This is a genomic window from Serratia quinivorans (genome assembly GCF_052113645.1).
Taxonomy (GTDB): Bacteria; Pseudomonadota; Gammaproteobacteria; order Enterobacterales; family Enterobacteriaceae; genus Serratia; species Serratia quinivorans_B.
In genome coordinates this window covers 572,451-584,302 of record NZ_JBIEIU010000001.1, presented here as the reverse complement: position 1 = coordinate 584,302, position 11,852 = coordinate 572,451, and the positions used below count along the sequence as shown (strand labels likewise).

At 60.1% G+C, this 11,852-nt stretch carries 14 protein-coding genes; 1 reads left to right on the top strand and 13 read right to left on the bottom strand.

The window, feature by feature from the left end; genetic code table 11:
• Window positions 1-356 precede the first annotated feature (356 nt).
• The 13 genes from fliR to fliF form a co-directional block, all read right to left on the bottom strand.
• A complete protein-coding gene (gene fliR, locus ACGS9J_RS02645) occupies window positions 357-1,136 on the bottom strand; it encodes a flagellar biosynthetic protein FliR (RefSeq protein WP_442229525.1) in 780 nt (259 codons plus the stop codon).
• Window positions 1,137-1,138: 2 nt separating this feature from the next.
• The gene (fliQ, locus tag ACGS9J_RS02640; protein ID WP_041414697.1) at window positions 1,139-1,408 is read right to left on the bottom strand and encodes a flagellar biosynthesis protein FliQ; all 270 of its coding nucleotides are present in this window, start codon (window positions 1,406-1,408) and stop codon (window positions 1,139-1,141) included.
• Between the two features lie 35 nt (window positions 1,409-1,443).
• Window positions 1,444-2,280, bottom strand: a complete 837-nt coding sequence (fliP, locus tag ACGS9J_RS02635; RefSeq protein WP_442229524.1) for a flagellar type III secretion system pore protein FliP — start codon at window positions 2,278-2,280, stop codon at window positions 1,444-1,446.
• Window positions 2,277-2,681: a flagellar biosynthetic protein FliO gene (fliO, locus tag ACGS9J_RS02630; protein ID WP_442229523.1), complete on the bottom strand. Its 405-nt coding sequence runs from the start codon at window positions 2,679-2,681 to the stop codon at window positions 2,277-2,279. Before fliO ends, fliP begins: the two co-directional genes overlap by 4 nt.
• A complete protein-coding gene (gene fliN / locus ACGS9J_RS02625; RefSeq protein WP_442229522.1) occupies window positions 2,681-3,094 on the bottom strand; it encodes a flagellar motor switch protein FliN in 414 nt (137 codons plus the stop codon). Before fliN ends, fliO begins: the two co-directional genes overlap by 1 nt.
• Window positions 3,091-4,092 (bottom strand): flagellar motor switch protein FliM, encoded by a 1,002-nt coding sequence (fliM, locus tag ACGS9J_RS02620; protein ID WP_044552047.1) that lies wholly within the window; start codon window positions 4,090-4,092, stop codon window positions 3,091-3,093. Before fliM ends, fliN begins: the two co-directional genes overlap by 4 nt.
• Before the next feature lie 5 nt (window positions 4,093-4,097).
• On the bottom strand, window positions 4,098-4,580 hold the full coding sequence (gene fliL / locus ACGS9J_RS02615) for a flagellar basal body-associated protein FliL (RefSeq protein ID WP_442229521.1): 483 nt from the start codon (window positions 4,578-4,580) through the stop codon (window positions 4,098-4,100).
• Between the two features lie 182 nt (window positions 4,581-4,762).
• Entirely contained in the window at window positions 4,763-5,977 is a 1,215-nt protein-coding gene (locus ACGS9J_RS02610) for a flagellar hook-length control protein FliK (RefSeq protein WP_442229520.1), read from the bottom strand.
• Window positions 5,974-6,420: a flagellar export protein FliJ gene (fliJ, locus tag ACGS9J_RS02605; protein ID WP_442229519.1), complete on the bottom strand. Its 447-nt coding sequence runs from the start codon at window positions 6,418-6,420 to the stop codon at window positions 5,974-5,976. The genes ACGS9J_RS02610 and fliJ overlap by 4 nt, the downstream gene beginning before the upstream one ends.
• 22 nt (window positions 6,421-6,442) lie before the next feature.
• A complete protein-coding gene (fliI, locus tag ACGS9J_RS02600) occupies window positions 6,443-7,804 on the bottom strand; it encodes a flagellar protein export ATPase FliI (protein ID WP_442229518.1) in 1,362 nt (453 codons plus the stop codon).
• On the bottom strand, window positions 7,804-8,508 hold the full coding sequence (gene fliH / locus ACGS9J_RS02595; RefSeq protein WP_442229517.1) for a flagellar assembly protein FliH: 705 nt from the start codon (window positions 8,506-8,508) through the stop codon (window positions 7,804-7,806). The genes fliI and fliH overlap by 1 nt, the downstream gene beginning before the upstream one ends.
• Complete coding sequence (gene fliG, locus ACGS9J_RS02590; RefSeq protein WP_012145670.1) at window positions 8,501-9,493, bottom strand: flagellar motor switch protein FliG; 993 nt, start codon at window positions 9,491-9,493, stop codon at window positions 8,501-8,503. Before fliG ends, fliH begins: the two co-directional genes overlap by 8 nt.
• On the bottom strand, window positions 9,490-11,181 hold the full coding sequence (fliF, locus tag ACGS9J_RS02585; protein WP_442229516.1) for a flagellar basal-body MS-ring/collar protein FliF: 1,692 nt from the start codon (window positions 11,179-11,181) through the stop codon (window positions 9,490-9,492). Before fliF ends, fliG begins: the two co-directional genes overlap by 4 nt.
• Window positions 11,182-11,495: 314 nt before the next feature.
• Here fliF and fliE point away from each other — a divergent pair, with 314 nt between their 5' ends.
• Window positions 11,496-11,810, top strand: coding sequence for a flagellar hook-basal body complex protein FliE (gene fliE / locus ACGS9J_RS02580; RefSeq protein WP_044552041.1), 315 nt, complete (start codon window positions 11,496-11,498; stop codon window positions 11,808-11,810).
• Window positions 11,811-11,852 lie beyond the last annotated feature (42 nt).

Sequence of the window (11,852 nt, the reverse complement as noted above, 5' to 3'; positions counted from 1 at the left end):
TAACGACGGTAATAACGACATTCAGCCTTACTCTTCCACAGTTTCTGTCCCTTGGCCTTATTGCCAGGGCGTGCAGTCTTTCACAGGGCAATTGCGTATAACATGTCCCATCAATGGGTTAGGTCGTTTTCATTATGGTGAATTGTATTACCAGGCGCAGTGAGAACACTTATATTAATCATGTTCATTTGTAACTCAGGGGCGATGTGTGATGGGGCTGTGGTGAGTTTGAAGGAAATAATAGGCAACTGTGGTGATTGTGAGGCAATGAAATACATTTCATTAAAAACAAGTAACACCGGGAATAGATTATTGTGTTTCTTATAGAATAAAACGAAAGCGCTTTTGCCATCAGGTTATGACAGACCGCGTATCACTTCAGACAGTTGGTTGAAGAACTCGCCGAACAGGTGCTCACAGAAGGGCGCCAGCATCGGCATCATCATGCCGATGGTCATGATGCCGATGGTCATGGTGACCGGGAAGCCGATGACAAACACCGACAGCTGCGGCGTCATACGGTTAAGCAGGCCGAGCGCCATGTTCAGCGTCAGCAACAGGCAAATCAGCGGCAGCGCCAGCATCAGGCCGTTGATAAAAATCAGCGAACCGGCCTGGGTCAAGGCCAGGAAACCATTGCCGTTCAGCGGCTCGGCCTGGATCGGCAGGGTATGGAAGCTGTCCGCCAACAGGGAAATCAGCCACAGGTGGCCGTTAAAGCTCAGGAACAGCAGCATCGCCAGCAGGTTCAGCAACCGGGCCAGCACCGGCATATTGGGGCCGCCACTGGGATCGAAGAAGGTGGCGAACGACAGGCCCATCTGCATGCCGATCACTTCCCCGGCCAGCCGTATCGCCGCAAAGGCGAACTGCATGGTCAGGCCCAGCGCCACGCCGATCAGGATCTGCTGGGCCGCCAGCCATAAACCGGCCGCGGAGAAAATGGGCACGGTGCTGGTGGGCAGCCCAGGGGCAATCAGGACAACGATCAGCCCGCCGAGGCCAATCTTCACCTTCTTGCTGATCTGCTTTTCGCTGAACACCGGCGCGGTGCTGATCAGCGCCAGAATGCGCAGCAGCGGCCAGAAATATTGGCTAAGCCAGACGCCGAACTGCGCGCTGTCAAATGTGAGCATGGTTAACCAATCAGGTTCGGCAGGTTAGTGAACAGCGTGCGCATATAGTCCAGCAGCAGGTTCAACATCCACGGCCCGGCAATCACGATGGTCGCGACCACCGCCAGGATTTTGGGAATGAACGACAGTGTCATTTCGTTGATCTGGGTCGCGGCCTGCAGCAGGCTGACCACCAGGCCGCTGACCAACGCGGCGAGCAGCAGCGGGGCGGCCAGCGCCAGCGCCACTTTCATCGCCTCGGTGCCCAGTGCCATGACCGATTCGGGTGTCATTATGGAGCCCTCAGTGGCGGCGGGTAGGCCGCGAATTACGAATAGAAACTCTGTGCCAGTGAACCGAGCAGCAATTGCCAGCCGTCCACCAGGACAAACAGCATCAGCTTGAACGGCAGCGAGATGGTAGCCGGCGGCACCATCATCATCCCCAGCGCCATCAACACGCTGGCGACCACCAGATCGATAATCAGGAACGGAATAAACACCGTGAAGCCGATTTGGAACGCGGTTTTCAGTTCGCTGGTGACGTAGGCCGGCAGCAGGATGCGCATCGGCACCGCTTCCGGCCCGGCCAGCGGCGGCTGGTTGGCGAGTTTGGCGTACAGCGCCAGATCGGTTTCACGCGTTTGACGCAGCATAAACTCGCGTAACGGCTGCGAGCCTTTATCCAGCGCCACGTCCAGGCTGATTTTGTCCTGGCTGAACGGCAGGTAAGCGTCCTGATAAACCTGGTCGAACACCGGCGACATAATGAAAAACGTCAGGAACAGCGCCAGGCCCAGCATCACCTGATTGGGCGGGGCGGAGGGGGTGCCAAGCGCGTTGCGCAGCAACCCCAGCACGATGATGATGCGGGTGAAACTGGTCATCATCAGCAGCATGGCCGGCAGGAAGCTGAGCGAGGTCAGCAACACCAGCGTTTGTACCGGCAGCGACCAACTTTGGCCGCCGTTGGCCAATGGCTGGCTGATCAGGCCGGGCAACTGTGCGAAAGCCGCGGGGCTGATCAACAGCAGCGCAGCAGCCAGAAGTTGTTTTCCCCTCACCCCGGCCCTCTTCCAACAGGAGAGGGGGAAGGCGGCGGTTTTCTGCCAATCCGAACCGAGGGGAGCAATAGTCGGGGAGGCCGATTGTTGAGTGTGAGTCATGCCGATTTTTCCGGACGTTTGAGCACTTTTTGCATCAGCTGGCGAAAATCCGCCGGTGGGGTCACTTCGGCGGCGTCGGTGTCCTGTACCGGAGCGGGCAGGCTATGCAGCGGGGTGATTTGCTGGGCGGTGACGCCCAATACCAGCAAGGTGTTATCCACCTCGATCACCACCACGCGCTCGCGCTGCCCGACCTGACAGCTGGCGCGCAGGTTGAGCAGCTTGCTGTTGCGTGCCTGTGGAGCAAAACCCAGCCGACGGAACAGCCAGCCGGCCAGCAGGATCAGCAGCAAAATACCGCCGAGGGCACTGCTGACCTGCGTCAGCACCGAACCGGCCGGCAGGGCCGGCTCAGCGGGTTGCAAGGTGCCCGTATTGGGCGCGGTGGCGCTTGGATTCATCAGCGGCTCAGGCGGCGCATGCGCTCGGAAGGGGTAATGATATCGGTGATACGCACGCCGAACTTGTCGGCGACCACCACTACCTCGCCCTGGGCGATCAGGTAACCGTTGATCATAATGTCCAGCGGTTCACCCGCCAGCCCGTCCAGTGCTACGACAGACCCCTGCGACAGGCGCAGCAGCTCCTTGATGGTCATCTTGGTGCGGCCCAGTTCAACGGTCAATTTGACCGGAATGTCCAGGATCAGATCGATATCCTGCAGGCTGCCGCTGGTATCCTGCGGTTCCAGCGATTTGAACACCGCATCGCCGGCAGACGTCTTTTCGGTTGCAAGCTGTTCGTTAAACGCATCAGCCCACAGATCGTCCACGGATTCCTTTCCTTCGCCAGACGGTTGCTTAGGATCACTCATTTGGGCTGTTCCTCACTCAGGGCATTCAAAATAGGGTTAATCAAATGTTCAACACGTAGGGCGTACTGCCCGTTTAACGTGCCGTATTGGCTGGTCAAAACCGGTACGCCGTCGACGTGGGCGATCAGGCGGTCCGGCTTATCAATCGGTAATACATCGCCCGGCTGCAGCTTCAGGATTTTTGACAGCCGCATCGGGATATCGACGAAGTTGGCAATCAGCTCCAGTTCGGAATGCTGCACCTGCTTCACCAGCGTTTCACGCCAGTGGCTGTCTTCCTGCCGCGAGTTTTCCAACGGCGGGTTGGTGAGCAGTTCGCGCAGCGGCTCGATCATGGCAAACGGAATGCAGATGTTGAATTCACCGCTCAACGCGCCAATTTCCACCTGGAACGGGGTGGTGACCACGATGTCGTTTGGCGACGTGGTGATGTTGGTGAACTTCACCTGCATTTCGGCGCGCACGTATTCCACGTTGATCTTGTAAATCGCGCTCCAGGCGTCGCCGTAAGCATCCAGCGCCAGGCGCAGCATGCGCTTGATCACCCGCTGTTCGGTTGGCGTGAATTCGCGGCCTTCCACTTTGGTGGGAAAGCGGCCGTCGCCCCCGAACAGGTTATCGACGGCAATAAACACCAGGCTCGGCGCGAACACGAACAGCGCAGTACCGCGCAACGGGTTCAGGTGCACCAGGTTCAGGTTGGTGGGCACCGGCAGGTTGCGGGCAAATTCGTGGTATGGCTGGATCTTGATCGGGCCGACGGTAATGTCCGGGCTGCGGCGCAGCAGGTTGAATAACCCCATGCGGAACTGCCGGGCAAAACGTTCGTTGATGATTTCCAGCGCGTGCAGCCGTTCGCGCACCACTCGGCGCTGGGTGGTCGGATCGTACGGCTTGACCTCGCTCTCGTTGAGGGCGACCGCTTCGGGTTCGTCACCCGCGCTGTCGCCGTTGAGCAAGGCGTCGATCTCTGCCTGTGAAAGAATGCTGTCGCCCATAGTGATTACCGCAATATGAAGGCGGTGAACAGCACGTCGCTGACCACCTGCTTCGGTTGTCCCTTAACCAGCGGCGGGCTAAGCACGTCCTTAATCTGCGCCACCAGTTGCTGCTTTCCTTGTTCACTGCTCAACTGGCCCGCTTCCTGGCGGGACAGCAGCATCAGCAGACGGCTGCGCACTTCCGGCAGAAAATCGTTCAGTTGGCGGCGGGTATTTTCATCCGGCAAGCGTAACGTCAGGCCGATATACAACACGCGATCCGGGTTGTTATCAGGCGTCATCAGATTGACGGTAAAGGTGTCCAGCGGCATAAACACCGGTGCGGCCGGGGGCTGCTGTTTGGCGACGGGTTGCGCGCCGTCCTGATGCTGCTTGAGCTGCCACCAGCTGTAGCCGGCCGCGCCGCAGGCGACGAGGGTTATCAGCACCAGCAGAATGACCAGAAGGGAGCGTTTCGGAGCCGCCGGTAGGGTATTTTGAGACATAGCTAAATCAAATTCCTGTTGTTATACCCGTCGTCTTTCAAGCTGCAGCCTGAAACCCGGCGGATATATAGCGCGCGCAAAAGCCACACGCATGACATGTAACGGTATTATCGCGCCTATTCCGGCGCGCAATAGCCAGAATAGGCGGGGAAAAGCGTGCCAGCTTAGGCGTTTGCGGCCACTCAGGCGAAAATATCAACGCCGCTGACGGCGCGGGCCATCGCCTGCAATTCCCGTGGTGCGCCGAGGATATCGGCAGAGGGATCGCCGTCACCATGACGCTCGCGGTAATCCGGCCGCCCTTGTTGCCCGCTATTCTGCTGCTGCGTCTGTTGCCACTGCGGCGTAGATTCGCCGCCCACGCTGCTTTGGCCCAAATTGATGCCACTTTCTGCCAGCGCATGGCGCAGTTGCGGCATGGCCGCTTCCACGGCGGCGCGCACCTGGCCGTGTGCAGAAGCAATGTGCAGCTGCGCCTGGTTGTCATCCAGTTTGAGGGTGATCTGCAGCGAGCCCAGTTCCTGTGGATGCAAACGCAGTTCGGCGCTTTGCTGACCGTTGCGGTGGAACATCAGCACCTGCTGGTTCAACGCCTGCTGCCACTCCGGGCTGCCCAACTGGGCGTTTAGCTGTGGTGTGGGCGGGGCGGTGACCAAAGCCGCGGTTGGGGCCGCCGCGAACGTTGGGCTGGCGACCGGGGGGGCCATCAGGTGATTAAGCGGCGTTGGCGGTTGGCTGTCGGCGCCAAATTTCAATGCTGTCGCATCCGGTTTGTCTTGCGCAGAGGCCATTTGCTGCGGGATATCGGCACGGCTTTCACTGCTGAGCGAATCAGAGGTTACCGGTGCTGGGGGCCTTTTCGTGTCAGTGACGTCAGCCTGACGGCCCAGCGAGGTGCTCGGTAGCGTCGCAGACTGCGCGAGATCTTGACCGCCTTCAACGCTCAGTTCTGCCGCACCGCTACCTACGCCAGGCGTGGCAGGGGGAACGGCTATCGGCAACATGGCGAACAGCGCTTGCAACGTGGCGGCGTCGATCTCACCGGCAGGCCGCAGGGCGGCGTCGTGCGGCGGTTGTTTCGACTGCGGATCTTCGCCGTTGCTGATGGCCGTTTGCTGCCCGTCGGTTAACAGCGAGGGCGCCAACAGCCCATCGCGTTCGCCGAATGCGGCCAGCAGCTGCGTCAGTTGATTGCGGCTCAGCGGCGCCGAGTCATCTTCTGCACTCAGTGCCATCGGTGACAGCTTGCCGGCGGATTTGTCGGCCGGTAGCACGCGCGCACCGAGCAGTTGAGCAAAAGCGCAAGAGAGCGATGACTCGTCCAGCGAAAGCGGTGCGTCCGGCAGCAAGCCGGTATCGCCCGGGACCGACATGCCCGGCAAAGCGTTCAGGTTCATTGAGGTATATTCCTTTGTGCACTGCGTTGAGCGAACTCATCCATCAGTTTTTGATCCCGTTTGTTCTCCAACTGCAACTCCGCGCTCTGGGCCCGGGTGTGCAGGGTTTCGAAGGCGTTCAGCCGTTGCTGTTTGTCCTGCCATTGTTTCATCGCGTGGTCGACCTTCTCCCCCCACTGCGTCAGTTGCTGGCGGTGCTGCGTGATCGCCTGCTCCAGCGTGCCGATAAACTGCTGGTAGTTCTGCCAGTTGGACGACTCCATGCCGCCGCTCAGTTGGTTATTCAGCTTCTGACGGTACTCATCCTGATAATTTAGCAGCATCGAAAGTTGCTGCTCAGCCGCTTGCTGAGCCTTGCGCACCTGGCCCAGTTGGCGCGTCGCCTGTTCTACTGCCTCCTGCGCCAGATCGCGCAGGGTAATCAGGGGGGACTGTGGTTTCATCGGGTTTGCGCCTTTGGTGACGTTAAACGATTAACTGCTGTAACTGCCCGCAGGCGTCCTGGTAACCGCTGCGCTCGAAAATGCCTTGCTGCAGATAGGCTTCCATCTGCGGATACAGCGTCATGGCCTTATCCAGCAACGGATCGCTGCCTGCGACGTAGGCGCCGACGCTGATCAGGTCGCGGTTGCGTTGATAGCTGGCCAGCATCTGTTTGAAGTTGCGAACCCGGCGGTAATGCTCTTCGTCGATCAGTGATGTCATGGCACGGCTGATCGAGGCTTCAATGTCGATAGCCGGGTAGTGGCCGGCTTCTGCCAACCGTCGCGACAGCACTACGTGACCATCGAGAATGGCGCGCGCCGAGTCGGCGATCGGATCCTGCTGGTCATCGCCTTCGGTCAGTACGGTATAAAAGGCGGTAATGGAGCCGCCGCCGCTGATACCGTTGCCCGCACGCTCTACCAGAGCCGGCAGTTTGGCGAAGACGGAAGGCGGATAGCCTTTGGTGGCCGGGGGTTCGCCGATGGCGAGGGCGATCTCACGTTGTGCCATGGCGTAACGGGTCAGTGAATCCATAATCAACAGCACGTGCTGGCCACGATCGCGGAAATCTTCGGCGATGCGTGTGGCGTAGGCCGCCCCTTGCATGCGCAGCAGCGGCGAGACGTCCGCCGGTGCGGCGATCACCACCGAACGCGCCCGGCCTTCGGGGCCGAGGATGTTTTCGATAAAGTCTTTCACCTCACGGCCACGCTCGCCGATCAGACCGACGACAATCACGTCAGCCTGGGTGTAACGCGCCATCATGCCCAGCAGCACGCTTTTACCGACGCCGGAACCGGCAAACAACCCCATGCGCTGGCCACGACCGACGGTCAACAGACCGTTGATGGTGCGCACGCCGACGTCCAGCACCTGTTCGATCGGCGTACGTTGCAACGGGTTGAACGGGGCGGTGATCAGCGGCGCGCGATAGCCGGTTTCCGGCGCGGGCAGGCCGTCGAGCGGCTTGGCGCTGCCGTCCAGCACCCGGCCCAGCAGGGCCGGGCCGAGCGGCAGTTGTTTACTGGCGCTTTGGCCTTCCGGCGAGATGCGGGCGTAAACCCGGGCACCGGGCACGATGCCTTCCACTTCTTCCAGCGGCATCAGGAACAGCCGCTGGCCGTTAAAACCGACCACTTCGCTTTCCACTTCCTGAACTTCACCGGCGTCGTGACGCTCGATCAGGCAGGTGGCGCCGATCGGCAACTGTAACCCGGTGGCTTCCAGTACCAGGCCGGTGGCGCGGGTCAGACGACCATAGCGGCGTACCGTCGGGGCGTGCGCGATGCGTTTTTCCAACGCATCCAGTGAGGTCAGCCAACGACCGAGGCGCAGGGTCATTACACGTCCCCCGGTGCCGCCAGGCGGCAGAGTTCATGCCAGCGGGTCGCCAGACTGGCGTCGAGGTCGCCTTCGTCGGCGCTGACCTTGCAGCCACCAGGGTGCAGTTGGCCGTCCGCCAGCAATCGCCAGCCGTGCAGGCTGAGCGTGGTTCCCAATTGCTGTTCGATGCGCTGATAATCGTCCGGATGCACCCGCAATTGCGGTTTACCGCTGAACATCGGCTCCTGCTGGATCAACTGTTGGATCTGCGCCAGCAGGGCAGTGCCGTCGCACACCGGCGGTTGACCGAGCACCTGTTTGGCGGCGGTCAAAGCCAGTTGCATCAGGCGCGAGGCGATCACGCTGTCGAGGGCGTCCAGCGTGTGCTGGAACTCCGTGACCAGTTGCTGCCAGTGTGCCGTCAGCGGTTGTTGCTGTTGCTGCGCCTCCAGCAAGCCCTGCTGGCGGCCCTCTTCGATACCGGCCTGGAACCCGGCGTCGTAGCCTTTTTGCTGACCGTCTGCATAGCCCAACTGCTGGCCCTGTTGCTCCGCCTGCAGGCGGAGCTGATTGAGCTGTTGTTCCCGAACCAGGCTGTCGTCCAGCGCTGCGCCGTCGGTGATTTCCACCGGCTGTGGCAGCGGCTCGAGCACCGGCTTGGGCTCGTTCAGATCATTGAGCGACCAGGGCTGCCAGGGCAGGGTGTTAATGCGATCAGACATAGGTGTCCTCGCCACCGCCGATAATCATTTCGCCGCTCTCCGCCAAACGACGGACGACCAGCAGGATGGCTTTCTGTTCGTTCTCCACCTGCGACATGCGCACCGGGCCACGGTTGGCCAGGTCGTCGCGCAGGATGTCGGCGGCTCGTTGCGACATGTTCTTGAGGAACTTCTCGCGCAACGGCTGTTCTGCGCCCTTGAGCGCCACCAGCAAGGATTCGCCTTCCACTTCCTGCAACAGGCGCTGGATGCTGCGATCGTCGACTTCCACCAGGTTTTCGAACAGGAACATTTCGTCGATGATTTTCTGTGCCAGCTCGCCGTCGTACTCGCGCATGGCGTCGATAACCGCCTCTTCCTGCTGCGTTTTCATCAGGTTGATGATCTCGGCTGCGGTGCGAACGCCGCCCATTTTGCTGCGTTTGAGGTTCTGGCCGTCGAGCAGGTTGTTCAACACTTCGGTCAGTTCCGCCAGCGCCGCCGGCTGCACGCCGCCAAAGGTGGCGATACGCAGCATCACGTCGTTGCGCAGGCGTTCGTCGAACAGCGCCAAAATGTCCGCCGCCTGGCCGCGCTTCAGGTGAACCAGAATGGTGGCGATGATCTGCGGATGTTCGTCGCGGATCAGATCGGCGGCACTCATCGGCTCCATAAAGTTGAGCGTTTCCATGCCGGTGGTGGTCTCGCGAGACTCGAGAATATCCTCCAGCAGGCTGGCGGCGCGCTCTTCGCCCAATGCCTTGACCAGCACCGAACGCAGGTAGTCGCTGGCGTTGACGCTCAGCGCGGCATACTGTTCGGCGTCGTCTTCAAACTCGCGCAGGATTTCATTCAGTTGCTTGTGCGACACCTGGCTCATGCTGGCCATGGTGCCACTCAGTTGCTGCACTTCACGCGAGGAGAGGTGTTTGAACACCTCGGCGGCGCGATCTTCGCCCAGCGTCATCAGCAGGATGGCGCTTTTTTCGGTTCCGGTCAGACTCATAATTCGTTACTCATCCATTGGCGGATTACCAGAGCGACCACGCGGGGGTCTTTATCAGCCAGATCGCGGATCCGCTGGCTCTGGACTTCTGCACTGACGCGCTGCTGCGATTTCCTGTGCTGCGCCAGCTCCTCATTGCTGGGTTTGCTGCTGTCGGCCGGTTTGGCCATTGGCGCATTGGCCGCGGCGAGCGTGGCCTTTTGCAGTGCCTGGCGGTTTTGCAGTTGCGGACGCACCAGTTTGCGCCACAGCACCCAGGCGACCAGCAGGACCAGCAGGTAGCGACCGGCGTCGATCAGGCGATCGATAAACGACTGGCTTTGCCAGAACGGCAGCTCGCCACCGGTGATTTCGTTATCAGTAAACGGCGTGTTGACCACGTTGAGGGTATCGCCGCGCGTGCTGGAGAAGCCCATGGATTCACGCGCCAATGCTTCGATCTGCGCCAACTGCTCTTTGCTCATCGGCAGCGGTTTGCCGTCTTTATCGGTGCCGCGATAGTTGATGACTACCGCGACCGACAGCCGCTGCACCGTCCCGGCCTTATGCTGGGTATGGCGGATGGTGCGATCGACCTCATAGTTGGTGGTCTCATCGCGGCGGGAGTTTTGCGGCCCGGCTGCGGCGCTGCGGGTCTCGGCGGCATTGGCCTTGGTGGCGTCGGCGTTATTGCCGGCCGTGGCCGGTTTGGCGGCTTCAATCGGGGCCGTGGCCGGGGCGCTCGGCTGGTTGGACAACGCGCCCGGGACGCCACCGACCGACGGCCCGCCAATCTGGTCGCTTTGGCTCGTTTGCTGAGAGCGTACGGCGGCCTTATTCGGCAGTTGGTTCGGTTGGTATTCTTCGTCGGTTTGCTCGCGGGTGGAGAAATCGATCTGCGCGGTGACCTGAGCGCGGACGTTAGCGCTGCCGACCATAGGGGCCAAAATTGCTTCGATACGACGCTGGTAGCGGTTTTCCACTTCACTGGCGTACTTCAGTTGTGCGGCGTTCAGATCGCGTCCGGCACCGTCAGACTGCGTTAACAGCCGGCCGGCCTGATCGACCACCGTCACGTTGCCCGGCGGTAAACCGGCAACGCTGCTCGAGACCATATAAACGATGGCGTTGATCTGGCCGTCATCCAGGGCGCGGCCCGGTTGCAGCGTCAGGGTCACGGAAGCAGAAGGGGATTTTTGCTCGCGGACAAACAGCGAAGGTTTGGGCAACGCCAAATGCACCCGGGCGTTTTGCACCGGCCCCAGTGATTCGATGGTGCGTGACAATTCACCTTCCAGCGCACGCTGATAGTTGATTTGCTCACTGAACTGGCTGATGCCGAATTTTTCCTGATCCAGCAATTCGAAGCCCACGGCACCGCCTTTCGGCAGGCCGAGCTGCGCCAAACGCAGGCGGGTCTCATGCACTTTCTCGGCGGGGACCAGTAGCGCTGCGCCGTTTTCGGCAAAGCGGTAGGGGATATTCATCTGCGTCAGTTGGGTGACGATGGCACCGCCGTCGCGATCGTTAATGTTGCTGTACAGAACGCGGTAGTCAGGACTTTTCACCCATAGCAGCAGCGCGACCACGATGGCGATGGCCGCGGAGGCCGCAATCAGCAGCGGGATTTTCGGGTTGGCGCGCAGACGGTTCCACATGGCCTGCAGGCCATTATCGCGGCTTTCGGTGGCGGAGATTGAAGCACTCATTTTTGCCAGTGTCCTTCAATGACGCTCAGGATCCGGTGCGGGCCACGGCGTAGCTCCCTGCCAGGCTGATGAACGGTGTGGTTAGCGTTGTGTGACAAAACAGACTCCCTGATACACATTTCTTCTAAATAGCGTCGCTCCCATTTCTGGGCATGCCATTATTTGCCCTTATGGCCCATTTTGATGGCCCGATAAGCCGGGTTTTTTGCAGTTAATTAGCGGCTTTAGGATGAAAATGCTGTGTTAGGGTGTTCAGCATCAAAGTAGTGCCTGATGCAACAACGTCCGGCAGCAGCGTTTTTATTGAGGTCATAATGGCAATTCAGGGCATTGAAGGGGTTTTGCAGCAGTTGCAGGCCACGGCGATTCAGGCAGGGCAGATGGGGCAAGGCGCCTCTGCGCAGGGCGTCAGTTTTGCCAGTGAGCTGAAGGCGGCGATTGGCAAGATCAGCGATACCCAGCAGGCCGCCCGCAAACAGGCCCAGGATTTCGAAGTGGGTGCACCGGGCATCAGCCTGAATGACGTGATGGTCGATCTGCAAAAATCGTCGATCTCGCTGCAGTTAGGGGTACAGGTGCGAAATAAGCTGGTTTCCGCTTATCAAGAAGTGATGAACATGCCGGTGTGATGAGAGTGGCCTCGTACCCGAGGTCAGAATTGAAAGCCTGGA

Coding starts and splice junctions, on each gene's coding strand:
- fliE (WP_044552041.1), top strand. CDS start 11,496: ATGGCAATTCAGGGCATTGAAGGGGTTTTGCAGCAGTTGCAGGCCACG.
- fliM (WP_044552047.1), bottom strand. CDS start 4,092: ATGGGCGACAGCATTCTTTCACAGGCAGAGATCGACGCCTTGCTCAAC.
- fliH (WP_442229517.1), bottom strand. CDS start 8,508: ATGTCTGATCGCATTAACACCCTGCCCTGGCAGCCCTGGTCGCTCAAT.
- ACGS9J_RS02610 (WP_442229520.1), bottom strand. CDS start 5,977: ATGAACCTGAACGCTTTGCCGGGCATGTCGGTCCCGGGCGATACCGGC.
- fliF (WP_442229516.1), bottom strand. CDS start 11,181: ATGAGTGCTTCAATCTCCGCCACCGAAAGCCGCGATAATGGCCTGCAG.
- fliO (WP_442229523.1), bottom strand. CDS start 2,681: ATGAATCCAAGCGCCACCGCGCCCAATACGGGCACCTTGCAACCCGCT.
- fliP (WP_442229524.1), bottom strand. CDS start 2,280: ATGACTCACACTCAACAATCGGCCTCCCCGACTATTGCTCCCCTCGGT.
- fliG (WP_012145670.1), bottom strand. CDS start 9,493: ATGAGTCTGACCGGAACCGAAAAAAGCGCCATCCTGCTGATGACGCTG.
- fliQ (WP_041414697.1), bottom strand. CDS start 1,408: ATGACACCCGAATCGGTCATGGCACTGGGCACCGAGGCGATGAAAGTG.
- fliL (WP_442229521.1), bottom strand. CDS start 4,580: ATGTCTCAAAATACCCTACCGGCGGCTCCGAAACGCTCCCTTCTGGTC.
- fliN (WP_442229522.1), bottom strand. CDS start 3,094: ATGAGTGATCCTAAGCAACCGTCTGGCGAAGGAAAGGAATCCGTGGAC.
- fliR (WP_442229525.1), bottom strand. CDS start 1,136: ATGCTCACATTTGACAGCGCGCAGTTCGGCGTCTGGCTTAGCCAATAT.
- fliI (WP_442229518.1), bottom strand. CDS start 7,804: ATGACCCTGCGCCTCGGTCGTTGGCTGACCTCACTGGATGCGTTGGAA.
- fliJ (WP_442229519.1), bottom strand. CDS start 6,420: ATGAAACCACAGTCCCCCCTGATTACCCTGCGCGATCTGGCGCAGGAG.